The sequence below is a fragment of the Comamonas guangdongensis genome (assembly GCF_041079535.1).
GTDB classification, from domain to species: Bacteria; Pseudomonadota; Gammaproteobacteria; order Burkholderiales; family Burkholderiaceae_C; genus Comamonas; species Comamonas guangdongensis.
In genome coordinates this window covers 234,797-257,362 of sequence record NZ_JBFYGN010000003.1, presented here as the reverse complement: position 1 = coordinate 257,362, position 22,566 = coordinate 234,797, and the positions used below count along the sequence as shown (strand labels likewise).

23 protein-coding genes are annotated in these 22,566 nt (G+C 63.3%); 6 read left to right on the top strand and 17 right to left on the bottom strand.

Going from position 1 to position 22,566, the window contains the following annotated elements:
• Window positions 1-6 precede the first annotated feature (6 nt).
• A complete protein-coding gene (gene rsgA / locus AB6724_RS04245; protein WP_369337256.1) occupies window positions 7-990 on the top strand; it encodes a ribosome small subunit-dependent GTPase A in 984 nt (327 codons plus the stop codon).
• A 69-nt stretch (window positions 991-1,059) separates the two neighbouring features.
• Here the strand turns inward: rsgA and AB6724_RS04240 are convergent, their stop codons facing one another.
• The 6 genes from AB6724_RS04240 to rpsP form a co-directional block, all read right to left on the bottom strand.
• Window positions 1,060-2,046, bottom strand: coding sequence for a CobD/CbiB family protein (locus AB6724_RS04240; protein WP_369337255.1), 987 nt, complete (start codon window positions 2,044-2,046; stop codon window positions 1,060-1,062).
• 47 nt (window positions 2,047-2,093) lie between these two features.
• Window positions 2,094-2,792, bottom strand: a complete 699-nt coding sequence (locus AB6724_RS04235; RefSeq protein WP_369337254.1) for a CoA pyrophosphatase — start codon at window positions 2,790-2,792, stop codon at window positions 2,094-2,096.
• A gap of 112 nt (window positions 2,793-2,904) precedes the next feature.
• The gene (rplS, locus tag AB6724_RS04230) at window positions 2,905-3,291 is read right to left on the bottom strand and encodes a 50S ribosomal protein L19 (protein ID WP_369337253.1); all 387 of its coding nucleotides are present in this window, start codon (window positions 3,289-3,291) and stop codon (window positions 2,905-2,907) included.
• Between the two features lie 138 nt (window positions 3,292-3,429).
• Window positions 3,430-4,209: a tRNA (guanosine(37)-N1)-methyltransferase TrmD gene (gene trmD, locus AB6724_RS04225; protein WP_369337252.1), complete on the bottom strand. Its 780-nt coding sequence runs from the start codon at window positions 4,207-4,209 to the stop codon at window positions 3,430-3,432.
• A gap of 165 nt (window positions 4,210-4,374) precedes the next feature.
• The gene (gene rimM / locus AB6724_RS04220; RefSeq protein WP_369337251.1) at window positions 4,375-4,944 is read right to left on the bottom strand and encodes a ribosome maturation factor RimM; all 570 of its coding nucleotides are present in this window, start codon (window positions 4,942-4,944) and stop codon (window positions 4,375-4,377) included.
• Between the two features lie 109 nt (window positions 4,945-5,053).
• The gene (gene rpsP / locus AB6724_RS04215; protein ID WP_369337250.1) at window positions 5,054-5,308 is read right to left on the bottom strand and encodes a 30S ribosomal protein S16; all 255 of its coding nucleotides are present in this window, start codon (window positions 5,306-5,308) and stop codon (window positions 5,054-5,056) included.
• Between the two features lie 324 nt (window positions 5,309-5,632).
• Between rpsP and AB6724_RS04210 the strand changes: the two genes are divergently transcribed.
• The gene (locus tag AB6724_RS04210; protein ID WP_369337249.1) at window positions 5,633-6,118 is read left to right on the top strand and encodes an NINE protein; all 486 of its coding nucleotides are present in this window, start codon (window positions 5,633-5,635) and stop codon (window positions 6,116-6,118) included.
• Window positions 6,119-6,238: 120 nt separating this feature from the next.
• On the opposite strand, the gene AB6724_RS04205 is transcribed toward AB6724_RS04210, so the two are convergent.
• From AB6724_RS04205 to AB6724_RS04170, 8 genes are all read right to left on the bottom strand, one after another.
• Window positions 6,239-7,249, bottom strand: a complete 1,011-nt coding sequence (locus AB6724_RS04205; RefSeq protein ID WP_369337248.1) for an inorganic phosphate transporter — start codon at window positions 7,247-7,249, stop codon at window positions 6,239-6,241.
• A 19-nt stretch (window positions 7,250-7,268) separates the two neighbouring features.
• Complete coding sequence (locus tag AB6724_RS04200; RefSeq protein ID WP_369337247.1) at window positions 7,269-7,916, bottom strand: DUF47 domain-containing protein; 648 nt, start codon at window positions 7,914-7,916, stop codon at window positions 7,269-7,271.
• A 127-nt stretch (window positions 7,917-8,043) separates the two neighbouring features.
• Entirely contained in the window at window positions 8,044-8,406 is a 363-nt protein-coding gene (locus AB6724_RS04195) for a DMT family protein (RefSeq protein ID WP_369337246.1), read from the bottom strand.
• Between the two features lie 278 nt (window positions 8,407-8,684).
• A complete protein-coding gene (locus tag AB6724_RS04190; RefSeq protein WP_369337245.1) occupies window positions 8,685-9,443 on the bottom strand; it encodes an ABC transporter ATP-binding protein in 759 nt (252 codons plus the stop codon).
• Between the two features lie 2 nt (window positions 9,444-9,445).
• The gene (locus tag AB6724_RS04185; RefSeq protein WP_369337244.1) at window positions 9,446-10,228 is read right to left on the bottom strand and encodes an ABC transporter ATP-binding protein; all 783 of its coding nucleotides are present in this window, start codon (window positions 10,226-10,228) and stop codon (window positions 9,446-9,448) included.
• Window positions 10,229-10,257: 29 nt separating this feature from the next.
• Window positions 10,258-11,337, bottom strand: a complete 1,080-nt coding sequence (locus tag AB6724_RS04180; RefSeq protein ID WP_369337243.1) for an ABC transporter permease subunit — start codon at window positions 11,335-11,337, stop codon at window positions 10,258-10,260.
• A gap of 9 nt (window positions 11,338-11,346) precedes the next feature.
• Window positions 11,347-12,276: a branched-chain amino acid ABC transporter permease gene (locus AB6724_RS04175; RefSeq protein WP_369337242.1), complete on the bottom strand. Its 930-nt coding sequence runs from the start codon at window positions 12,274-12,276 to the stop codon at window positions 11,347-11,349.
• 350 nt (window positions 12,277-12,626) lie between these two features.
• On the bottom strand, window positions 12,627-13,967 hold the full coding sequence (locus AB6724_RS04170) for a replication-associated recombination protein A (RefSeq protein WP_369337241.1): 1,341 nt from the start codon (window positions 13,965-13,967) through the stop codon (window positions 12,627-12,629).
• A gap of 417 nt (window positions 13,968-14,384) precedes the next feature.
• Between AB6724_RS04170 and brnQ the strand changes: the two genes are divergently transcribed.
• The gene (brnQ, locus tag AB6724_RS04165) at window positions 14,385-15,710 is read left to right on the top strand and encodes a branched-chain amino acid transport system II carrier protein (RefSeq protein ID WP_369337240.1); all 1,326 of its coding nucleotides are present in this window, start codon (window positions 14,385-14,387) and stop codon (window positions 15,708-15,710) included.
• Window positions 15,711-15,816: 106 nt separating this feature from the next.
• Here the strand turns inward: brnQ and lolA are convergent, their stop codons facing one another.
• Together lolA and AB6724_RS04155 are read right to left on the bottom strand one after the other, a co-directional pair.
• Complete coding sequence (lolA, locus tag AB6724_RS04160; RefSeq protein WP_369337239.1) at window positions 15,817-16,452, bottom strand: outer membrane lipoprotein periplasmic chaperone LolA; 636 nt, start codon at window positions 16,450-16,452, stop codon at window positions 15,817-15,819.
• A 101-nt stretch (window positions 16,453-16,553) separates the two neighbouring features.
• Window positions 16,554-18,917 (bottom strand): DNA translocase FtsK, encoded by a 2,364-nt coding sequence (locus tag AB6724_RS04155; RefSeq protein ID WP_369337238.1) that lies wholly within the window; start codon window positions 18,915-18,917, stop codon window positions 16,554-16,556.
• 261 nt (window positions 18,918-19,178) lie between these two features.
• Between AB6724_RS04155 and trxB the strand changes: the two genes are divergently transcribed.
• From trxB to rpmG, 3 genes are all read left to right on the top strand, one after another.
• On the top strand, window positions 19,179-20,132 hold the full coding sequence (gene trxB / locus AB6724_RS04150; protein ID WP_369337237.1) for a thioredoxin-disulfide reductase: 954 nt from the start codon (window positions 19,179-19,181) through the stop codon (window positions 20,130-20,132).
• Window positions 20,133-20,396: 264 nt separating this feature from the next.
• Window positions 20,397-20,630, top strand: coding sequence for a 50S ribosomal protein L28 (rpmB, locus tag AB6724_RS04145; RefSeq protein WP_003058229.1), 234 nt, complete (start codon window positions 20,397-20,399; stop codon window positions 20,628-20,630).
• Window positions 20,631-20,650: 20 nt separating this feature from the next.
• Window positions 20,651-20,821 carry a 50S ribosomal protein L33 gene (gene rpmG, locus AB6724_RS04140; protein WP_369337236.1) on the top strand — a complete coding sequence of 57 codons (171 nt, stop codon included), beginning with the start codon at window positions 20,651-20,653 and terminating at the stop codon, window positions 20,819-20,821.
• A gap of 71 nt (window positions 20,822-20,892) precedes the next feature.
• Here the strand turns inward: rpmG and AB6724_RS04135 are convergent, their stop codons facing one another.
• Window positions 20,893-22,407, bottom strand: coding sequence for an aminotransferase-like domain-containing protein (locus AB6724_RS04135; RefSeq protein WP_369337235.1), 1,515 nt, complete (start codon window positions 22,405-22,407; stop codon window positions 20,893-20,895).
• Window positions 22,408-22,566: the final 159 nt, after the last annotated feature.

Here is a 22,566-nt window from a genome sequence, read left to right as displayed (position 1 = left end):
TTTTTTATGGCGAAACAAGGACGGCGCCCCAGCGCCCAAGCAGCGGGTGATATGCAGACAGGCCTGGTGGTTGCCAGCTATGGCCGTCACTGCGTGGTCGAGACACCGGACGGCGAGCGCCGCATCTGCCATCCACGCGGCAAGAAAAGTCAGGCCGTGGTGGGCGACCATGTGCAATGGCTGGCACCACCGCCGGGCCAGGGTGATGAAGGCACGATCGAGAAAGTCATCGAGCGCCGCAATCTCTTCTACCGCCAGGATGACATTCGCACCAAGACTTTTGCAGCCAATCTCGACCAGCTTCTGATTCTGATAGCGGCCGAACCGGTGTTCAGCGAAGTGCAGCTGGCCCGCGCCCTGATTGCCGCCGAGGCCGCGCACATCACGCCCATCATTGCGCTCAACAAGATGGACCTGGAAGAGCCCTTTCTGCGCGCCTGGGAGCGGCTGGAGCCTTATCGCAGCATGCGCGACGCAGTGGACGATCCGCCGCACTATATGGTGCTGCCGATGTCGCTGGAAGATGCGGACGAAGAAGACCGCGACGCCATCATCGGCCTGCTGCACGGCAAGACGACGCTGGTGCTCGGCCCCTCGGGCGTGGGCAAAAGCACGCTGATCAATCTGTTGCTGCCCGATGCCAAGGTCGCCACCAACGAAATCTCGCAGGCGCTGAACACCGGCAAGCACACCACGACCAGCACCACCCTGTACTGGGTGGACGAGGCACGCAGCACGGCCATCATTGATTCACCGGGCTTTCAGGAATTCGGCCTGTATCACATCGCGCCCACGCAGCTGGCCGCCTGCATGCCCGATATCGGCGCCCATGCCAAGGACTGCAAGTTCTACAACTGCACGCATTTGCACGAGCCCGGCTGCGGCGTGATTGATGTCGTCGAAAACGGCTCTGATGCTTTACCCATCAGCGCCAATCGCTATCGTATTTACAGCGAACTCTTCGACGAGCTGAGCCAAGTGGGATATTGACTCCCTGGCAATCTCAAAATCAATAGCAGCCAGCGCTTGTCACACAAGTGCTGGCTGCTTTTTATCGCCTCAGCCCAGCAGGCGCGCAAAGGTCAGCAGGGCCAGCAGCAGCAGCCAGACCACGACCGAGCGCCAGACTAGGCCCACCACACTGCGCAGATGGGCCATTTCGGGCCCGCGCCCGGGCGTCACATCGCTGCCCGGTTCCCACTGCGCGTCATCACCCTCTTCCCCGTAGGCGGCATCGCGGCGGCGCAGGGATTCGCCGCCCAGGCGCACATTGATGGCTCCGGCCGTGGCCGCCAGGATCACGCCGTCGTTGTCGTTAGGAAAGCGCTGGGCATAGACGCGCCAGTTGTCTATGGCCTCCTCGAAGCTGCCGACCATGGCAAAGGACAGCGCCGTCAGCCGCGCGGGCAGCCAGTCGATCACATACCAGGCCTTGCCGGCCGCGCGCTGCAGGCGCTCGCTGGTCGGTGCCCGCATGCCGTCCACGCCCTTGCGCGACCAGGCGCGCGACAAATATTCGGCCATGCGGTACAGCACCGCACCCAGCGGGCCCAGGCCCAGGGCCGACAGCACCGAGAACCAGAACAGCACGCCGAACACATGGCGGTGCGCAGCCAGCACCGAATATTCGATGACATGGCGCACCACCTCGCTGCGCGGCACCTCGCTGGCATCCACCTGCTGCCAGTCGGCCAGAGACTGGCGCGCGGCAAACTCGTCGCCGGTGTCCAGGGCATCGCGGATATGGGTGAAGTGGTGGCTGAACTGGCGAAAGCCCAAGGTCACGTAAAGCACGGCCACGTTCCAGAGCATGGCCAAAGGCCAGCCTATCAGCTCCATCAAGGCCCAGAAAATACCGAGCACGATGAGACAGGGCAGCAGCACCGCCATGGCCCAGGCCAGCCAGCCATGGTGGGGCTTGCCGGCATCAAAGTTGCTGCGCACGGTCACGGTCCAGGCACGGTAGCCGGCCTGCACCAGATTCGAGCGCGCCAAGGGACGTGCTTGCTCCAGCAGCAATGCGATCAGGATGGCGAAAAAGCTCATGACTTCATCATACCGACGCTGTTTGTCAACTTGTTACATCTGTGATTTCAGGCCGATAAAAAACGGTAAAGATTGCGCAGCATGCCCGCCGTCGCGCCCCAGATATAACGCTGATGGGCGCCGTCCTGATAGGGCATGGCGAACCATTCGCGCTCCACGCCCTGCCACTGCATGGCATGGCGCTCGTGGTGGGCCGGGTTGAGCAGAAAGGACAGCGGCACCTCGAACAGGTCCGCCACCTCGCCGGGATTGGGGAAATAGCTGGGCTGGGGATGGACCAGAGCCACCACGGGCGTGACATGGAACGCGGTGCCGGTGACATAGACGGGCAGCCGCCCCAGCACTTCCACGTTCTTGGGTGCCAGGCCAATCTCCTCGTGCGCTTCGCGCAGCGCGGTCGCTTCCGCGGACACATCCTGGGGGTCGCGCTTGCCCCCGGGGAAAGCCACTTGCCCCGAATGCGTGGACAGCCGGGCCGAGCGCACCGTCAGCAGCACCGTGGGCTGCTCGCGCAGGACGATGGGCACCAGCACGGCCGCGTCCGACGGCTCGCGCGATGTGAAGCGCCGCTCCAGCATGGACTCCGGCTTCCAGTCCCGCGCCTCGGCAAACCGGCTGCGCAGGGCCTGGGGCGTCTGGGCTGCGGGCGGCACGGCGGGGAGCAGGCTGTCGATGCCGATCAGCGGCGCCAGCCGCGGGTCGGGAATGCCCGAAGGGCGGGATAGGGAATGATCTGTTGCAGACATGTGCTGAGCCGAAACAAGAGCCGAAGCGAAAACCACGAATCCACACCGGCCATGAAAAAAGCCGCCACAGCGAACTGTAGCGGCTTTTACGGAATCGCTTCCGAGGCGCGGATTACACGGCTGCGGCTGCAGTCTTGTTAACGCGCTGGGGCAGCTTTTCCTTGATGCGAGCCGACTTGCCGCTGCGCTCACGCAGGTAGTACAGCTTGGCACGGCGCACATCGCCGCGACGCTTGACTTCGATGCCGGCGATCAGGGGAGAGTAGGTTTGGAACGTACGTTCCACGCCTTCGCCGCTGGAGATCTTGCGCACTGTGAAGCCGCTGTTCAGGCCGCGATTACGCTTGGCAATCACCACGCCTTCGTAAGCCTGCACGCGCTTACGGGTACCTTCCACCACGTTCACGCTCACGATGACGGTGTCACCGGGGGCGAATTCGGGGATGGTCTTGTTCAGGCGAGCGATTTCTTCTTGCTCGAGGGTCTGGATCAGGTTCATGATTTAGTCCACCTTGATCTTGTCCGCGCCAGAATTGGCAAGCACCGGGATTGGCGCTATTGCTGCATTACAGAAACAGCCCTGAGGCTGCCCCGCTATTCCTTGCAGCGGCCGGATAGAGGATCAAAGAACCTGCAATTATAGCGGTGACGCCGTTTTTGCCAAAAACCCTTCATCCTTGGCGTTGAGCAGCCCCTGTTGGCGCGCCTGCTCTATGAGCTCGGGCCGGTGCCGGGCCGTGATGCGCAGCCGCTGGTCGCGGCGCCAGCGCTCGATATTCGCATGGTGGCCGGACAGCAGCTCGGCCGGCACTTCCTGGCCGTTCCAGACTTCGGGGCGCGTGTAGTGCGGGCAGTCGAGCAGGCCGTCCAGAGCGGGATTGAAGCTGTCCTGCTGAAAACTGCCCTCGTCGTTGAGCACGCCGGGCTGCAGCCGCGCCAGCGCATCCAGCAGCACCATGGCCGCCAGCTCGCCTCCGGAGAGCACAAAATCGCCGAGGCTCAGCTGATGGGTCACATGGGCATCGATAAAGCGCTGATCTATGCCTTCGTAGCGTCCGCACAGCAGCACCGCGCCGCGGCTTGCGGCCCACTCGGCCACCACCCCATGCTTGAGCGTGGTGCCTATGGGCGAGAACAGGATCAGCGGCGCGGGCTCGGACAGTTCCAGCGCGTCGGCCTCGGCACGCGCCACACGGATCGCGTCCAGGCAGTGCTGCAGCGGCTCGGCCATCATCACCATGCCCGGGCCGCCGCCAAAAGGCCGGTCGTCCACACGGCGGTAATTGCCTTCGGCCCAGTCACGCGGATTCCACAGATGCACTGCCACCTGGCCGGAGCTGTAGGCGCGCCGCGTCACCCCGCTTTCGAGAAACGGAGCGAACAATTCGGGGAACAGTGTAATGATGTCAAAACGCATGATATATCTATGCTTTCAGCTATTTAATGGATAGCAAAAGGCATTACATAAGCGACTAACCCGTCCCAAACCAGAGACATCAAGCAAGGGCCCAGGCCGGCCGCGCCGCCCCGCGGCAAGGATATCGTCCCCTTCAGGGGGCAGCCGCACAGCGGCTCAGGGGGGTCAGTAATCCAGCTGCCAGTCGGCCACAATCGTCTTGGCCGCGAGATCCACCTTGTCGACATAGGCATCGACAAACGGAATCAGGCGCTCCTGCTCCTTGCCGTCCTGCTCATAGCCCACGACCAGCACGGTCTGCGGGCCGGTGGCCATCAGGTCCCGGACCGTGCCCAGGGTCTGGCCTTCGCGGTTAAGCACGGCCAGACCCATCAGGTCCACCCAGTAATACTCGCCGTCCTCGGTCTTGGGAAAATGCTCGCGCGCCACGAACACGCGGGCGCCGCGCAAGGCCTCGGCCGCATTGCGGTCCGCCACCTCGGGCGAGGTGGCCACGATGGTGTCCGAATGGAAGCGGGCCTGCTTGACGGGCAGCAGCACCGTGCCGCTGAAATGCTTGGCGCCTTTTTCCGCGGGCTGCAAAAACCAGTCCTTGGCCGCGAACAAGGCCTCGGGCGCGCTGCTGAAGGCCTGGACCTTGAACCAGCCCTTGATCCCCCAGGCATCGGCAATGCGACCGACCTCGACGGCATCAGCAGGCAGGCTCGCGGCTTCAAGAGTGGGCATATGGCTCATGGGAATCAAAGGGAGAAATTTCAGAAATTCAATGAAAAAACGGGCTCCGTCAGGCAAGCCAACGGAACCCGCTTCGATGAAGATGCCTTGAGGGCAGCAACCTAATGAATTAGGCAGCAACCTTCGCTGCAGCTTGCTTGATCAGGCGTTCAGCCGTTTCAGAAGCTTGAGCACCAACGCTCTTCCAGTAAGTCACGCGATCCAAAGCGATACGCAGACCTTCTTCGGCGCCACGGGCGTTGGGGTTGTAGAAACCCAGACGCTCGATGAAAGCACCGTCGCGACGCACGCGCTTGTCAGCAACGACGACGTTGTAGAAAGGACGAGCCTTGGAGCCGCCGCGGGACAGACGAATAACAACCATGATGTTTCCTTCGGGTGGTTACAACCGGCGCTGCAAAAATTGCACCGGCTGCGCAGGTTTTCTTACAGCGTTTGAGACACGCGACATGACCACCCGGCCAGCGACACGCCGTAAAACGCGAAATTATATCGGGTTCTGCAAAACATGCCTACCACGGGCTTGGCCGCCATGAGGATATCGCCGATCTTTGGCGCAAGCAGCCCTGTTCGCTGGAGCAGCGCCGGGTCTTGCGCCCGGCGACGACCGCAGTTGCCCTGAGTGGGAAATGCTGCGCCGCATGAATAATGCATCCATCGCCCGGCGCCCTATTCCCGCACCACGCTTATGCATCAGCTCGAATCCGCCCCCTCCACCGCGCCACGCGCCAGAAGCAAGACTGTTGCGGCCTGGCTGGCTTTTCTGGGCGGCCCTCTGGGCCTGCACCGCTTCTATCTGCACGGCTGGGGCGACTGGCTGGGCTGGCTGCTGCCCATACCCACGGCACTCGGCGTCTATGGGATAGAGCGCGTGCAACAACTAGGCCAGGACGATCAGCTCAGCTGGCTGCTGATTCCACTGCTGGGCTTCACCATCGCGGGCTGCGCGCTCTGGGCCATTGTCTATGGGCTGATGGACCCGCAGACCTGGAACCGTCGCTTCAACCCCGGCCTGCCCGCCGACACCGCTTCGGGCCAGACCCGCTGGGCCACGATCTTCGCCGTGGCCCTGTCCCTGATGCTGGGAGCTGCCGTGCTGATGGCCAGCATCGCCTACAGCTTTCAGCATTATTTCGAATACCAGGTGGAAGAGGCGCGCAAGATCTCCCAATAAGCCGCAGCCTCTCGCCAGCCAGAGATACCAAGAAAAAAGGCTTCGCAACGCGAAGCCTTTTTACCTTCTAACCCGGGGCCGATCTGCGTCAGTAGCCATGAAGCCCGGGGCAGTCACGCATCAATACAGCTGCAGGCTGATCCAGTAGGCGATCGAGGCCACAAAAGCGCTGGCCGGGATCGTCAGCACCCAGGCCCAGACGATATTGCCCGCCACGCCCCAGCGCACGGCGCTGGCGCGCTGGGTGGAGCCCACGCCCACGATGGCGCCGGTGATGGTGTGGGTCGTCGAGACCGGCACGCCCAGAAAGGTCGCCAGGAACAGCGTCAGAGCACCGCCGCTTTCGGCGCAGAAGCCGCCCACGGGTTTGAGCTTGGTGATCTTCTGGCCCATGGTCTTCACGATGCGCCAGCCGCCGAACATGGTGCCCAGGCCAATGGCCATATAGCAGCAGACAATGGTCCAGGTCGGGGGCGAGGCATCGCCCGCGTTGGCATAGCCGGTGGCGATCAGCAGCAGCCAGATGATGCCGATGGTTTTCTGCGCATCATTGCCGCCGTGGCCCAGGCTGTAGGCGCCAGCGGACACCAGCTGCAGACGGCGGAACCAGCGGTCCACCTTGTTGGGACTGGTGCGACGGCAGATCCAGGCCACCAGCACCATCATCAGCGAGCCCAGGATGTAACCCAGGATAGGCGAGACAAAGATGAAGACCACGGTCTTCCAGATGCCGGCCGCGATCAGCGCTCCGGCACCGGCCTTGGCCATCACCGCGCCCACGATGCCGCCGATCAGCGCATGCGAGGAGCTGCTGGGAATGCCATAGATCCAGGTGATGACATTCCAGGCAATCGCGCCGACCAGGGCACCGAAGACCACATGCGTATCGACCACGCCCGGCTGCACAATGCCCTTGCCCACCGTGGCGGCCACGCTCAGGTGAAAGATAAAGATCGCCACCACGTTGAAAAACGCGGCGAACACCACGGCCTGCGTGGGCTTGAGCACACCCGTGGAAACCACGGTGGCAATGGAATTGGCGGCGTCGTGAAAGCCGTTCATGAAGTCGAACAGCAGGGCGAGCACCACCAGCAAAATCACAACCCACAGGGCTGCCTGTACGGGTTCCATCGTCGAACTCCAGCGAGAATCAGGAATTCTCGAGGACGATGCCCTCGATCAGGTTCGCCACGTCCTCGCAACGGTCCGTGATGGTTTCCAGCAGCTCATAGATGGCCTTGAGCTTGATCACCTCGCGCACATCGGGCTCTTCGCGGAACAGCTTGCTCATTGCGGAGCGCATCACGCGGTCGGCGTCGCTTTCCAGACGATCGATTTCCTCGCAGGTCTTGTGCATGGCGTCGACGATGGCCGGATCGGCCAGACGGTCCAGCAGCTTGACGGCGTCGCGCAGGCGCTCGCAGCAGCGCACACACAGATCCGTCAGACGCGTGATTTCTTCGGTCATCAGGCGCACGTCGTACAGCGCCATGGTCTCTGCCGAGTCCTGGATCAGGTCGGCCACATCGTCCATGGTGTTGATCAGCGAGTGGATGTGCTCGCGATCCAGCGGAGTGATGAAGGTCTTGTGCAGCAGCTTGCTGACATCGTGTGTCACACGATCTGCAGCGCGCTCCGCGTTGTCCACATCCACGTTGTACTTTTCGCGCAAATGTGGATCGTTATAGTTGGCGACGAGCTGCGAGAAGGCGTGTGCTGCTTCAACGATGCGATCCGCATGTTGATTGAACATCTCGAAAAAATTGCCTTCGCGCGGCAATAACTTGCCAAACAGCATGAATGCTCCTTACCGGGGAAAAACGAAACCAGGCGACTCAGTGCAACAGAGCATGGCTCCCGGCTTGAACGGGGCGAAGTTTACTCTTGAGTCTTTGTGCGTTTCTGCGCGTCTTCGGGACACCCCTTCAAGCTCCACGAAAAATAAAATACACGGCACCGACCATGCACAGCCCCGCCCAGAGGAAATCCCACTTGAGCGGCTGATTCAGGTAGAGCACGGCAAACGGCACGAAGACCGAGAGCGTGATCACCTCCTGCATGATCTTCAGCTGGGCCACGCTGAACTCGGTGTGGCCTATGCGGTTGGCCGGCACCTGCAGCAGGTATTCGCACAGGGCAATGCCCCAACTGACCAGCGCCGCCACATACCAGGGGGCGGTGGCCAGATTCTTCAGATGCCCGTACCAGGCCATGGTCATGAAGACATTGCTGAGCATCAGCAGCAGCACGGTCTGGATGCCGACGGGAAGGGATTGCAACCAGCTCATGGCGCTTTCTGGGTGTTGAACGAGGGCCGGATTATGGCGCTGCAGCAAGACCCCGGCGCACGCGCTTGAGTTCTAAAAATTTCTTTTCTTCATATGTAAATTTCTTTAATATATTAAACAGAATAAAAAAGAAATAAAACGAACAGAATAAAACAAATCAACTCATCACAAAAACGTCATTTTTTTGTCAAAAACCGTAGTTTCAGGGGAATTCGGGCCCTGATACTGCCCCTGCAACCTTGATGAATCCGGTCGCCGGGCTCCGGGCCAGGCTGCGCCTACTCGCCCAGATAGGCGGCGCGCACCCGCGGATCGTTGAGCAGCGTCTGGCCGGCTCCGCTCATGGTGATGATGCCGGACTCCATCACATAGCCGCGATCGGCCAGCGCCAGCGCGCGGCTGGCGTTCTGCTCCACCAGCACCATGGTCACGCCCAGAGCGTAGACATCGCTGACCACCTCGAAAATCTTGTCCACCATGATGGGCGACAACCCCATCGAAGGCTCGTCGAGCAGCAGCACCTTGGGCTGGCTCATCAGCGCGCGCGCCATGGCCAGCATCTGCTGCTCGCCGCCCGACATGGTGCCCGCCAGCTGATCCTTGCGTTCCTTGAGGCGCGGGAAGATGCCGAACATGCGCTCGATATCGGCCTGGATTCCCGCCTTGTCGTTGCGCGTATAAGCGCCCATAAGCAGGTTTTCGGTGATGGTCATGCGCGCGAACACGCCGCGGCCTTCGGGCACCATGACCAGGCCCTCGGACACCAGATCCCAGGCGCCCTTGCCCTTGATGCTGCGGCCCATGTAGAGAATCTCGCCATCGGCCATGGGCAGGCCGCGCGTGACGGCCTTCATGGTGGTGGTCTTGCCCGCACCGTTGGAGCCTATCAGCGACACCAGCTCGCCCTGGCGCACCTCGAAATCCACCCCCTTGACGGCCTGAATGCCGCCGTAAGCCACCTTGAGGCCGCTGACCTGCAGCAGCACCTGGGCCGCGGGCTTGGCGCCCTGGGGACGTTCCTGCACTTGTTCTTCCATCTTCAATGGCCTCCGGTGCCCAGGTAGGCGGCTATCACTTTTTCGTTCCTCTGCACTTCGGCCGGCGTGCCTTCGGCAATCTGCTTGCCATAGTCCAGCACCGTCACCCGGTCGCACAGGCCCATCACCAGCTTCACGTCGTGCTCGATCAGCAAGATGGTGCGGCCGTCCTTGCGGATGCGGTCGATCAGCTCGCGCAGCTGGATTTTTTCGGTGGCATTCATGCCGGCCGCGGGCTCGTCGAGCGCGATCAGTTGCGGATCGGTCGCCAGCGCCCGCGCGATCTCGAGCCGGCGCTGGTCGCCATAGGACAGGGTGCGCGCCTTGAACACCTCATATTTGGCAATGCCCACATAGTCGAGCAGCTCGCGTGCGCGTGCGCGGATCGCAGCCTCCTCGGCCTTGAAGCGCGGGGTGCGGAACACCGCGCCTATCAAGCCCGAATGGGTGCGCACATGGCGCCCCACCATCACGTTCTCCAGCGCCGTCATCTCCGCAAACAGGCGGATGTTCTGGAAGGTGCGCGCAATACCGGCCCTGGCCACCTTGTGCACCGCCGTCGGCTCATAGGGCTTGCCCGCCAGCTCGAAACTGCCGGTGTCCGGCGCGTACAGGCCCGTGATCACATTGAAGAAGGTGGTCTTGCCCGCGCCGTTGGGGCCGATCAGGCCATAGACCTGGCCCCTCTCGATCTTCATGCCCACCCCCGAAAGCGCCTGCAGGCCGCCAAAGCGCTTGGAGATGTCCGAAACCTGCAGAACCGTGGAAGTCGTGCTCTCTGCCATATCAGCTCAATTCCTTGTCTTCGCCGTCATCAGGACGGACGGTTCAGGCTCTGACCATGCTCGGGCGTCGGCCACAGGCCGCGCGGTCGCATGAGCATGATGACGATCATGGCCAGGGCGATCAGCAGCTGGCGCAGAATCGAGGCGTCCAGGCGCCCGCCCGTCATCTCCTGCAGCGGGCCGGCCACATAGCGCAGCACCTCGGGCAAGGCCGACAGCAGCACTGCCCCCAGGATCACGCCCGGGATATGGCCCAGCCCGCCCAGCACCACCATGGCCACGATCATCACCGACTCCATGAGGCTGAACGACTCCGGCGAGACAAAGCCCTGGAAGGCGCTGAACATGGAGCCCGCCACGCCGCCGAACGAAGCCCCCATGCCGAAGGCCAGCAGCTTCATATTGCGCACATTGATGCCCATGGCCTTGGCCGCGATCTCGTCCTCGCGGATCGCCATCCAGGCGCGGCCTATGCGCGAGTCCTGCAGGCGATAGCAGATCAGGATGGTGAACAGCACCAGGGCCAGGAACAGGTAGTAGTACAGCGTGACCGAGGCGATATCGAAGCCGAAGATCTCCTGGCGCTTGGCCAGGTCCAGGCCGAAGATCTTGACCGAGTCGATCTGCCCTATGCCCTTGGGGCCGTTGGTGATGTTGACGGGCTGGTCCAGGTTGTTGATGAAGATGCGGATGATCTCGCCAAAGCCCAGGGTCACGATGGCCAGATAGTCGCCGCGCAAGCGCAGCACGGGCAGACCCAGCAGCACCCCGGCCCCCGCGGCCAGCAGCATTCCCAGGGGGATCACCAGCCAGATCGAGGTATGCAGCCCGTTGGGGAACATGGCCACAAAGCCCTCGAAGGTTTCCGCAAGATGGGGCGAGGCCATGAGCCCGAACATATAGGCGCCCACGGCATAGAAAGCCACATAGCCCAGGTCCAGCAGGCCCGCATAGCCCACCACGATGTTCAGCCCCAGGGCCAGCATCACGTACAGCAGGGCCAGGTCGGCAATGCGTACCCAGGCGTTGCCGAAATGCTGCAGCAGCAGCGGCAGCAGCAGCAGGGCTATGCCGCCCAGAATCCAATGGAGTGTCTTGTTGCTTGGCATGGACACTCCTTATGCGCGGTCGGCCACGCGCTCGCCCAGCAGGCCCGAGGGGCGCAGCGTGAGGATGATGATGAGCACGATGAAGGCAAAGATGTCGGTGTACTGGCTGCCCAGCACGCCGCCCGTCAGGTCGCCGATATAGCCCGAGCCTATGGACTCGATCAGGCCCAGCAGCAGGCCGCCGACCACGGCCCCGGCCAGATTGCCGATGCCACCGAACACGGCCGCCGTGAAGGCCTTGAGGCCCGGCAGAAAGCCCATGGTGTGGTGGGCCGTGCCGTAGTTGGAGGCATACATGATGCCGGCGATGGCGGCCAGCACGGCGCCGATGATGAAGGTGGCCGAGATCACCATGTCCGGCTTGACGCCCATCAGGGCCGCCACGCGCGGGTTCTCGGCCGTGGCGCGCATGGCGCGACCCAGCTTGGTGCGGTTGACCAGATACATCAGCGTGGTCAGGGCTATGGCCGTGACCGCCAGCACCAGGATCTGGGTGGGAGTGATCACCGCCGTGCCGATCTCGTACGGCGTGGACGAGAGCATCGTGGGGTAGGCCTTGTAATTGGGCTTCCAGATGATCATGGCCAGCGTCTGCAGCAGGATGGAGACGCCGATGGCGGTGATCAGCGGCGCCAGACGCGGGCTGTTGCGCAGCGGCCGGTAGGCCACTTTCTCGATCACGAAATTGAGCGTTGCCGCCACCACGCAGGCGATGATGGCCGCGATCAGCAGCATCAGCCAGCCCGGCAGATAGGGCATGGCCTCCTGCATCAGGCCTATGCAGCTCCAGCTGGTCAGGGCCCCGACCATCAGCACCTCGCCGTGGGCGAAATTGATCAGCTGAATGATGCCGTACACCATGGTGTAGCCCAAGGCTATCAAGGCGTACATGCTGCCCAGCACCAGACCGTTGATGATCTGTTGCAGCAAGATATCCATAAGCGCGCTCCCCTTCCCTCGATACAAGACGGAGACACTGCAAGCCTCTCATCCCGAACGACGGAGCCAGCGATGCCATGGTTCCTCTCCCGCCATCCGCGGCTTTGTGAGCCGCCTGCTGCAAGAGATTGGCTGATTCTAGGGAGCAGTTTTCAAGGGCCAGAACCGGGGTTTCCCGCGGCAGCACCGCAGATTGCTGCAGCGCAATAACTTTATGAGCCGTTCAAGTTCAATAAATACAGGCACTTAGTCCCGGATCGCGCTGCAAACCGCTGGGAAACAGCTGCCGCGCAGCAAAAATCGCAGCACGCAAGGCGTGCCGGTCTTGCAACACCCGGGCAATCGGCGCTTTACAAACCGGTTTCGGGATCGCTCGCGGCGCGGGCCGCCTCGTTGAGCGCGCGCAGCTCGGCCAGCTTCTGGCCGATCTTGATCTCCAGCCCGCGCGGCACGGGCTGATAGAAGCCCGGGTCTTCCATGCCGTCGGGCAGATAGCGCTCGCCCGCCGCAAAACCGCCTTCTTCGCTGTGCGCATAACGGTAGTTCTTGCCGTAGTCGAGCTGCTTCATGAGCTTGGTCGGCGCATTGCGCAGATGCAGGGGCACGGGCCGCGTGGGGTCGCCCTTCACAAAGGCCTTGGCCTTGTTATAGGCCATATAGCCCGCATTGCTCTTGGGCGCCACGGCCAGATAGATCACGGCCTGGGCCAGCGCCAGCTCGCCCTCGGGGCTGCCCAGGCGCTCGTAGGTGGCGGCCGCATCGTTGCACATCTGCATGGCGCGCGGGTCGGCCAGACCTATGTCCTCCCAGGCCATGCGCACGATGCGCCGCGCCAGATAGCGCGGATCGGCCCCGCCGTCCAGCATGCGGCAGAACCAGTACAGCGCTGCATCGGGATCGGAGCCGCGCACGGATTTGTGCAGGGCGCTGATGGTGTCGTAGAACTGCTCGCCGCCCTTGTCGTAGCGGCGCATGCGCTCGCCCAGCACCTTGAGCAGCCAGGCATCGGTAATGCGCTCCACACCGGCCTGCTCGGCCGTGATGGCCAAGGTTTCGAGCGTGTTCAGCAGCCGGCGCGCATCGCCGTCGGCATAGGCGATCAGGCGCTCCAGCGCCTCATCTTCGATAGCAGGAACCGCCTGTATGGCCTGGGCTTTGGCCACGATCTGCTTGAGGTCGTCCTCGCTCAGCGACTGCAGCACATAGACCGCAGCGCGCGACAGCAGGGCCGAGTTGACCTCGAACGAGGGGTTCTCGGTGGTCGCACCGATGAAGGTGAACAGACCGCTCTCCACATGCGGCAGAAAAGCATCCTGCTGGCTTTTGTTGAAGCGGTGCACCTCGTCGACGAAGACGATGGTGCGCTGCTGCATCAGGCCGTCGCGCGCGGCCTGGGCCTGCTCTACGGCCTCGCGGATGTCCTTGACACCGCCGAGCACGGCGCTGATGGAGATGAATTGCGCATCGAAGGCATCGGCCATGAGCCGCGCGATCGTGGTCTTGCCCACGCCGGGCGGGCCCCAGAGTATGCAGCTGTGGGGCCGACCCGATTCGAAGGCCAGGCGCAGCGGCATGCCTTCGCCCAGCACATGCTGCTGGCCTATGACCTCGGCCAGCGTGCGCGGTCGCAGGCGCTCGGCCAGAGGCTGGTGGGAAGGAGCGGGGGAGCGGGAAGTATGTTGCGTGACCATGAACCCTCAAGTATCCGCTGCCGGGCCAGGCCGCGCGGGCATGCGGGTTGCAGCGCCGCGAAAACCGCGGCCCGGCGCCCGCTCAAGGCTGGCGGTGCCGGCAAATCTTAAACCTTGTCCGTTTATCAGAATAAATCATCGGTGAGAATACGCGTTTTAGCGGATCACCAATCTCCATTAGCGAGGCCACCCCTCACCTTTATGGAAAAGCCGGCCCGGGACCTGTCTGCCACAAGCCAGGCCCGGCTGCACCCTCTGATTTCTTGCCCCAGGCCCTCATCCAAGGCTGGCAAGGCCTGCGACTGATACGGCCACCGCCGTCAGCCAGAACTCGATCGAAAGAATCCGCCGCTTTCCTTGGTTCCAACTTGCTCCAGGGTGCGCCGCCGCATGCGCAGCGCGCCAGAGCCTATCCCTATGACAACACTCAAGACGCGGGACATCATCGCCCTCGGCTTCATGACCTTCGCCCTGTTCCTGGGCGCCGGCAACATCATCTTCCCTCCCATGGTGGGCATGGCCGCAGGCCAGAACCTGCTGGGCGCTTCCATAGGCTTTCTGCTGACCGGCGTGGGCCTGCCCCTGCTGGGCGTGGTGGCGCTGGCCCGCGTGGGCGGCGGCCTGGACTCGCTGACCCGGCCCATAGGCCGGATGGCGGGACTGATTCTGGCCATTGCCATCTATCTGACGATAGGTCCGCTGTTTGCCACGCCGCGCACCGCCACCGTCTCCTTTGAAATGGGCCTGGCTCCGTTCGTGGGCAACACCCCGGCCCTGCTGCTGGCCTTCACCCTGGCATATTTTGTAATGGTGGCGCTGCTGTCGCTGTTTCCCGGCAAGCTCATGGACAACGTGGGCAAGATCATCACGCCGGTGCTGATCCTGGCCCTGACCATACTCGGCGGCGCGGCCTTCCTGGCCCCGGCCGGGGGCTACAGCTCCAGCAGCGCGGCCTATGCCTCGCAGGCCGCAGCCTTCGCCGAAGGCTTTTTGCAGGGCTACCAGACCATGGATGCGCTGGCCTCGCTGATCTTCGGCATCGTGATCGTCAACACCATCAAGGCCGCGGGCATCACGGACGGCAAGCTCCACACCCGCTACTGCATCTACGCAGGCCTGATCGCCGCGACCTGCCTGGGCCTGGTCTATGTGTCGCTGATCTATCTGGGCGCCACCAGCAGCAATCTGGCCGCCGATGCCAGCACGGGCGTGCAGCTCCTTACGGCTTTTGTGCAACACACCTTCGGCCCCGCTGGCCTGTGGCTGCTGGCCATCGTCATCATGCTGGCCTGCCTCACCACGGGCGTGGGCCTGATCACCGCCTGCGCCAGCTTCTTCAGCGAGCTCACCGGCATCTCCTACCGCACCATGGTCATAGGCCTGTCGGTGTTCAGCACCGTCGTGGCCAACCAGGGGCTGGCCCAGCTGATCGCCGTATCCATCCCCGTGCTGGTCGGCCTCTATCCCGTGGCCATCGTGCTCATCGCCCTGAGCCTGCTGCACCGCTGGAACCGGGCCTCATGGGTCTACATCCCCGTCATGCTGGTGGCCCTGGTCTTCGGCCTGTTCGATGCGGCCAAGGCTGCCAAGCTCGATGCCCTGGTGCCGGCCTGGCTGGACAGCCTGCCTGGCGTCGCCCTGGGCATGGGCTGGGTCAGCCCGGTGGTGGGCGTGCTGGTGATCGCTGCCCTGGTGGACTACCTGGCCACCGCCAAGCCCCAGGCCGCGGTCACCCAAGCCTGATGGCCGCCATGCCCGCAGCAGCTCGCGCTTGTCGATAGCAGGCTGCGTCCGCTCATAGAGAAAAGGCCTGCGCATGCAGGCCTTTTGCTTTGCGCCTTATCAGCGCTTATTGCTTGAGCACGTCGGCCCCCTTGGGCGCCGTGAAATGGAAGGTCGAGGCCGGCAGCGATGCTTGCGTGCGCAGCCCCTTGAACTGCATCAGCGAACGCTGGCCAAAGCTATCCTCGATGTCCAGCGCGGCCAGCTGGCCCTCGGGTGAAAAGCCTATGCGCACGCTCTTGAGCTGGCCGCCTTTCTGCCTGGGGCTGGCCAGCACCCATTCCAGGCCGTCGCTATTGGGCTGATTGCTGAGTTCGAAGTCGGCCCTCAGGGCCTTGAGATCGGTTGCCGAGGTCAGGATCGCAGCCGGCGTGCTGCCCAGAGCCTGGGCCTGGGCGCGCTCCGTCACCTGGTTCAGGTCCGCGTCGTACAGCCACAGCGTCTTGCCATCGGCCACGATGAGCTGCTCGAAAGGCTTGGTATAGCTGAACCGGAACTTGCCGGGGCGCTGGAATTCGAAGCCGCCGCTGGACACCTTGGTGCGCGCTTCCTGGCCGGCCTTGGCCGGCGAGGTCACCGACTGGGTGAACTCGGCCTTGCCCGCCTGGGCGTTCTTCATGAAGGATTCCAGGCTCTGCAGCCCATCGGCCATGGCAGCGCCTGCGCTGCCAGCTATCAATATTGCGGTGATTATTTTCTTCATCGAAATTTCTCCAATATGCCCCCAATCCAGGGTGGGGGCGCCAGCAAGGGCCGCCCCGCAGCAAAGGCGCCCGTCCCCCTTGGGGGAAGCCGCAACGCGGCTCAGGGGGTTTCTCTCGCCGGGACCAGCACCTCGCGCTGGCCGCTGGAGGTCAGCGAGCTCACCAGGCCCGCCCTCTCCATCTGCTCCAGCAGATTGGCCGAGCGGTTGTAGCCGATGCGTAGTTTGCGCTGAACATAGGAAATGCTGGCCTTGCGGTCTTTCAGCACGATCTCCACGGCCTGGTCGTAGAGCTCGTCCTTCTCGCCGTTGCCGCCGCCCTCGTCGTCGTCGCCTTCGCCGTCGACCGAGCCGCCTTCCAGCACGCCGTCGATGTAGTCGGGCTCACCCTGCTCCTTGAGGTAGCTGACCACGCGGTGCACCTCGTCGTCGGACACAAACGCGCCGTGCACACGGATCGGCAGACCCGTGCCGCTGGCCATGTAGAGCATGTCGCCCATGCCCAGCAGCGACTCGGCGCCCATCTGGTCGAGCACGGTGCGGCTGTCGATCTTGCTCGAAACCTGGAAGGCGATGCGCGTCGGGATATTGGCCTTGATCAGGCCCGTGATCACGTCCACGCTGGGGCGCTGGGTGGCCAGAATCAGGTGGATGCCGGCCGCACGCGCTTTCTGCGCCAGGCGCGCGATCAACTCTTCGATCTTCTTGCCCACCACCATCATCAGGTCGGCCAGCTCGTCGATCACGATCACGATATGCGGCAGGCGCTGCAGCGGCTCGGGGTCCTCGGGCGTGAGGCTGAAGGGATTCGGAATCGATTCCTCGCGCGCCCTGGCCTCGTCGATCTTGGTGTTGTAGCCCGCCAGATTGCGCACGCCCAGCTTGCTCATGAGCTTGTAGCGGCGCTCCATCTCCGCCACGCACCAGTTCAGGCCGTTGGCGGCCTGCTTCATGTCGGTGACCACGGGGCACAGCAGGTGCGGGATACCTTCGTAGACCGACATTTCCAGCATCTTGGGGTCGATCATCAGCAGGCGCACGTCGCGTGCCTCGGCCTTGTAGAGCAGAGACAGGATCATGGCATTGATACCCACGGACTTGCCCGAGCCCGTGGTACCGGCCACCAGCACGTGCGGCATCTTGGCCAGGTCGGCGACCACGGGGTTGCCCACGATGTCCTTGCCCAGGCCCATGGTCAGCATGCTCTTGGCGTCGTGATAAACCTGGGAGCCCAGCACCTCGGACAGGCGGATGGACTGGCGCTTGGCATTGGGCAGCTCCAGCGCCATGAAGTTCTTGCCGGGGATGGTCTCGATCACGCGTATCGACACCAGGGACAGCGAACGCGCCAGATCCTTGGCCAGGTTCACGATCTGCGAGCCTTTGACGCCCGTGGCGGGCTCGATCTCGTAGCGCGTGATCACGGGGCCGGGCATGGCCGCAACCACGCGCACCTCCACGCCGAAATCCTTGAGGCGCTTCTCGATCAGACGGCTGGTCATCTCCAGCGTTTCGGCGGAGACGGACTCCTGGCGCTGCTGGGCCGCGTCGAGCAGATCCACCTGCGGCAGCTTGCTGTCGGGATGGTCGGTGAACAGCGGCTGCTGGCGCTCCTTGACCACGCGGGCGCTGGGCTGGGCGGCCTCCTGCAGCACCGGCTCGATGATCTGCACGGGCTGATGCACGGGAGCGCTGATCTCGCCTTCGCTGCGGTCGAACACCACCTCCTCGCGCTCGCGCGCGGCCTTTTTGCCCACGGACACGTCCTTGGCAATTTCGCGGCGCTCGCGGCCGAACTGCACCAGGCCGTCCAGGCGTGCGCCCAGGCCTTCGGCCAGCCGGCCCCAGGAAAAGCCGAACACCATGGCCGCACCCAGCACGCACAGGCAGATGCCGATCAGGCCCGAGCCCGCAAAACCCAACCATTTGAGGCTGTGAAAACCCATCATGTAGCCGAACACGCCGCCGGCGGGACCGGGCAGCAGGCTCTCGAAGCGATACAGACGCGTCCACTCCAGCGCACAGCTGGAGGCCATGAGCACGGCCAGACCGCCCCAGAACAGGAAACGGCGGCGCCACAACGGCATCAGCGCCAGCGGAGAGCCGTCCTTGCCCACCCCGCCGCGCATCCAGCGCAGCAGCGATGTGCCCCAGGACTGCAGGGCGGCCAGCACCAGCCACCAGACGGACATGCCGAAGCCGAAATAGCAGGCATCGGCCAGCCAGGCACCCACGCGGCCCATCCAGTTGTGCACAAACGGCTTTTGCCCGGCGCCCGAAGTGGACCAGGCCGCATCCTGCGGGGAGTAGGTGAACATGGCCGTGAGCCAGAAAACCAGGGCCAGCAGGCCGATCAGCAACAGAACTTCCTGGCTGAAACGAATCACACCATAGCGCGGCGCAGCGGGCCGGGATTTCGATTTGCCGGAAGAAGACGCGTTCGAAGCGTTCAATGTATATGTCATACGCAGGCGCAAGCTTACCTTAGCCCCTTGTCCAAGCAGTGCATTAGGCCAAGACGATCCGCCAGCGTAATGCAAGCACATGCAACAAAACCGTCGCGGGCCTAGCGTAACCGCTGCACCACCATCATTTTTGACAATTCCGGTGATTTAAAACGGCTGCGGGCGCAGGCCTTGATCAGCAGCGATACTCCCATATCTGTTCAATGTTTTCATGACTGCGCGCCGGTTGCCGGCCAGCGTTTTTTATCAGAGTCACGTTTCATGTCCTCTACCCAACACGCACAAGTTCTCATCCTGGGCTCCGGCCCTGCCGGCTACACCGCTGCCGTATATGCTGCACGCGCCAACCTCAAGCCTCTGCTCGTCACCGGCATGGCCCAGGGCGGCCAGCTGATGACCACCACCGAAGTCGATAACTGGCCTGCCGATGTCATGGGCGTACAAGGTCCCGAGCTGATGCAGCGTTTTCTGGAGCATGCCGAGCGCTTCAAGACCCAGATTGTGTTCGACCACATCCACAAGGTCGATTTCTCCAAGCGCCCCTTCACGCTGACCGGCGACAACGGCACCTACACCTGCGACTCGCTGATCATCGCCACGGGCGCCTCGGCCAAGTATCTGGGCCTGCCTTCCGAGGAATCCTTCATGGGCCGCGGCGTGTCGGCCTGCGCCACCTGCGACGGCTTCTTCTACCGCGAACAGCCGGTGTGCGTGATCGGCGGCGGCAACACTGCCGTGGAAGAGGCTCTGTACCTGTCCAATATCGCCAGCAAGGTCACGCTGATACACCGCCGCGACAAGTTCAAGGCCGAGCCCATCCTGGTGGACAAGCTGATGGAAAAGGTCGAGGAAGGCAAGATCGAGCTCAAGACCCACTTCACGCTCGATGAGGTACTGGGCGACCAGAGCGGCGTGACGGGCATCCGCATCAAGAGCACGCAGGATGGCCGGACCGAAGACATCAAACTGCAGGGCTGCTTCATCGCCATCGGCCACCACCCGAATACCGATATCTTCCAGGGCCAGCTGGAGATGGAAAACGGCTACATCATCACCCAGGGCGGCCTCAAGGGCTTTGCCACCCAGACCAGCGTGCCCGGCGTGTTTGCCGCCGGCGACGTACAGGACCATGTCTACCGCCAGGCCATCACCAGCGCCGGCACGGGCTGCATGGCCGCGCTGGACGCCCAGCGCTTCCTCGAGCAGGAAGCCTGAGCCCGGCGCGCCCGCGCCAAAAGCCCCTAGTGGCAGCCAGTTTTGGCCGGCCCCGGGGGCTTTTTTGCAAAAACGCTATAATTGCCGACTTTGCTGGATTCTAGGTAGTGCAACACAGCCGCTGCAAAGCGCTTTGTGCCGTCGGGACTCCGCAATCGGGCTACCGCCACCCATTACAAACTGGCGAGGTGAGGTTGTCGGCACACCCTGCTGCACTAGCGGGGCTCCAGAGCCGGCGGCCGATTCAACTATCGGAGTGTCCCAATGGCACGCGTATGTGAAGTTACGGGCAAGAAGCCCATGGTGGGCAACAATGTTTCCCACGCCAACAACAAGACCAAGCGTCGTTTTCTCCCCAACCTGCAATACCGCCGTTTCTGGGTGGAGAGCGAAAACCGTTGGGTGCGCCTGCGCGTCTCCAGCGCTGCTCTGCGCCTGATCGACAAGAACGGTATCGACTCCGTGCTCGCAGACATGCGCGCTCGTGGCCAAGCTTAATTTCCTAAAGGAGAAACACCATGGCTTCTAAAGGCGGACGCGAAAAGATCAAGCTGGAATCCACTGCTGGTACCGGCCACTTCTACACCACCACCAAGAACAAAAAGACAATGCCTGAAAAGATGTTGATCTCGAAGTTCGACCCCAAGGCTCGCAAGCACGTCGAGTACAAGGAAGTGAAGCTGAAGTAATTCGGCCTTGCTAAAGAAAACCGCCTCACGCAAGTGCCGGCGGTTTTTTTATGCCTGTTTCACGCACGGCCTCAGCCGCGCGGACTCTGGCCCAGCTGCTGGCAGGCCATGGCGCCCAGGTCCCGCATGGCCTGCTCCATCAGAGCGTCTATGGGATGGGTGCAGGCCAGGCGCATGCAGTGCTCATAGCGGCCCGAGTTGGAGAACATGCTGCCCGGCGCAATGCGTATGCCGCGCTCCAGCGCCGCGCCGAACAGCTTGGAAGTGGACATTTCCGGCAGGAACTCCAGCCACAGGCACAGGCCGCCCGCAGGCAGGCTCATGCGCATGCCCAGGGGGAAGTACCGCGCCACCAGTGCGGCCATGGCTTCGCGCTGCTTCTTGAGCCTTTGCCTGAGCTTTTCCAGGCTGCGCTGATGCGTGGGCGACCCCAGCACCTCGGCCACCACCAGCTGCCCCAGGGTCTGGGTGTTGCGACTTTGTGCGAACTTGAGCATCTGCACCCGGCCATGCCACTGGCCGGCATTCATCCAGCCCTGGCGCAGGCCCGGTGCCAGGCTTTTGTTGAAAGCCTGGCAGTAGATCACATGACCGGAGACGCTGTCCCAGGCCTTGAGCGGCCTGGTGGCCGACTGCCCCTCCACGAACAGGCCGTAGGAGTCATCTTCTATCAGCGCCGCGCCATGGGCCGCGCACAGCGCCACCAGCCTGGCCTTGTGCTCATCGGGCATGCGCGCGCCCAGCGGCATCTGCAGCTCGGGCACGACCACCACGGCCTTGAGCCGCGGCTGGGTCTGGAAGGCCAGCTCCAGCGCCTCCAGCGACATGCCCGTGCGCGGGCTGCAGGGAATCTCCAGGGTCTGCAGCTGCAGCGACTCCACGACCTGCAGCAGCCCGTAATAGGTGGGCGACTCCACGGCCACCATGTCTCCGGGCGAAGCCACGGCCGCCAGAGCCAGGCTCACGCCCTCGGAATTGCCGGTCGTGGCCAGCACATCGGCCGGTGCCACGCGTATGCCCGTTGCCAGGGCGTGGCGCGCCATGGCCTGCTGAAACCCGGGATGGTTGCCCTGGTTGGCCAGCAGCGAGCGCCCTTGCGACAGCAGGGTCGGGTGCTCGCGCAGCAGGCGCGTCACGGTCTTGTTCAGATAGTGATGGTCGAACAGCGCGGCCGGCGGCGTGCAGCCGCCAAGATCCATGTACACCTCGGTCTGGCGCCCGCGCTCCAGCAGCAGGGAAATATGCTCGTTGATGCCCACGAAATGCGCATGCGGGTTGGCCTGCACCGGCTGGCTCAGATCGGGCTCGCTGGTCAGGGGCAGGGCCGCGGCCGCCGCGCGCACGAAATAGCCGACCCGGGGTCTGGCTTCCAGCCGCCCCAGCTCCTCGAGATGGCGCAGCATCTGCAAGGCCGTGGACAGGCTGATGTCGTGCCTGGCCATCAGCTCGCGCACCGAGGGCATGCGCTCGCCCGCCTCGAGCGTTCCCAGGGAAATGGCCTCGCCATAGGTGGCTGCCAGCCGCTGGTACAGCGGCAGGGCCGGGCCGGTGGCCGGCAAAGATTCGAGAGCGACGGGACTCGGCATGGAGGTGGAAATGGACGATTGAGCCCGCATCATGCCAGCAAGCCCTGTTCCGCAACAGATACAGATGCCGTGCAAACCTACCGCAACAGAACCCGAACAATCTGCCCTGATGCGTTTGCACAAGCCCCGTGCTGTGCCTGTTGCGAAGCGGCCGCAAAA

What these genes read in the sequence shown, in the direction of transcription:
- rsgA (WP_369337256.1), top strand. Translation starts at nt 7, where the DNA reads ATGGCGAAACAAGGACGGCGCCCCAGCGCCCAAGCAGCGGGTGATATG.
- AB6724_RS04240 (WP_369337255.1), bottom strand. Translation starts at nt 2,046, where the DNA reads ATGAGCTTTTTCGCCATCCTGATCGCATTGCTGCTGGAGCAAGCACGT.
- AB6724_RS04235 (WP_369337254.1), bottom strand. Translation starts at nt 2,792, where the DNA reads ATGTCTGCAACAGATCATTCCCTATCCCGCCCTTCGGGCATTCCCGAC.
- rplS (WP_369337253.1), bottom strand. Translation starts at nt 3,291, where the DNA reads ATGAACCTGATCCAGACCCTCGAGCAAGAAGAAATCGCTCGCCTGAAC.
- trmD (WP_369337252.1), bottom strand. Translation starts at nt 4,209, where the DNA reads ATGCGTTTTGACATCATTACACTGTTCCCCGAATTGTTCGCTCCGTTT.
- rimM (WP_369337251.1), bottom strand. Translation starts at nt 4,944, where the DNA reads ATGAGCCATATGCCCACTCTTGAAGCCGCGAGCCTGCCTGCTGATGCC.
- rpsP (WP_369337250.1), bottom strand. Translation starts at nt 5,308, where the DNA reads ATGGTTGTTATTCGTCTGTCCCGCGGCGGCTCCAAGGCTCGTCCTTTC.
- AB6724_RS04210 (WP_369337249.1), top strand. Translation starts at nt 5,633, where the DNA reads ATGCATCAGCTCGAATCCGCCCCCTCCACCGCGCCACGCGCCAGAAGC.
- AB6724_RS04205 (WP_369337248.1), bottom strand. Translation starts at nt 7,249, where the DNA reads ATGGAACCCGTACAGGCAGCCCTGTGGGTTGTGATTTTGCTGGTGGTG.
- AB6724_RS04200 (WP_369337247.1), bottom strand. Translation starts at nt 7,916, where the DNA reads ATGCTGTTTGGCAAGTTATTGCCGCGCGAAGGCAATTTTTTCGAGATG.
- AB6724_RS04195 (WP_369337246.1), bottom strand. Translation starts at nt 8,406, where the DNA reads ATGAGCTGGTTGCAATCCCTTCCCGTCGGCATCCAGACCGTGCTGCTG.
- AB6724_RS04190 (WP_369337245.1), bottom strand. Translation starts at nt 9,443, where the DNA reads ATGGAAGAACAAGTGCAGGAACGTCCCCAGGGCGCCAAGCCCGCGGCC.
- AB6724_RS04185 (WP_369337244.1), bottom strand. Translation starts at nt 10,228, where the DNA reads ATGGCAGAGAGCACGACTTCCACGGTTCTGCAGGTTTCGGACATCTCC.
- AB6724_RS04180 (WP_369337243.1), bottom strand. Translation starts at nt 11,337, where the DNA reads ATGCCAAGCAACAAGACACTCCATTGGATTCTGGGCGGCATAGCCCTG.
- AB6724_RS04175 (WP_369337242.1), bottom strand. Translation starts at nt 12,276, where the DNA reads ATGGATATCTTGCTGCAACAGATCATCAACGGTCTGGTGCTGGGCAGC.
- AB6724_RS04170 (WP_369337241.1), bottom strand. Translation starts at nt 13,967, where the DNA reads ATGGTCACGCAACATACTTCCCGCTCCCCCGCTCCTTCCCACCAGCCT.
- brnQ (WP_369337240.1), top strand. Translation starts at nt 14,385, where the DNA reads ATGACAACACTCAAGACGCGGGACATCATCGCCCTCGGCTTCATGACC.
- lolA (WP_369337239.1), bottom strand. Translation starts at nt 16,452, where the DNA reads ATGAAGAAAATAATCACCGCAATATTGATAGCTGGCAGCGCAGGCGCT.
- AB6724_RS04155 (WP_369337238.1), bottom strand. Translation starts at nt 18,917, where the DNA reads ATGACATATACATTGAACGCTTCGAACGCGTCTTCTTCCGGCAAATCG.
- trxB (WP_369337237.1), top strand. Translation starts at nt 19,179, where the DNA reads ATGTCCTCTACCCAACACGCACAAGTTCTCATCCTGGGCTCCGGCCCT.
- rpmB (WP_003058229.1), top strand. Translation starts at nt 20,397, where the DNA reads ATGGCACGCGTATGTGAAGTTACGGGCAAGAAGCCCATGGTGGGCAAC.
- rpmG (WP_369337236.1), top strand. Translation starts at nt 20,651, where the DNA reads ATGGCTTCTAAAGGCGGACGCGAAAAGATCAAGCTGGAATCCACTGCT.
- AB6724_RS04135 (WP_369337235.1), bottom strand. Translation starts at nt 22,407, where the DNA reads ATGCCGAGTCCCGTCGCTCTCGAATCTTTGCCGGCCACCGGCCCGGCC.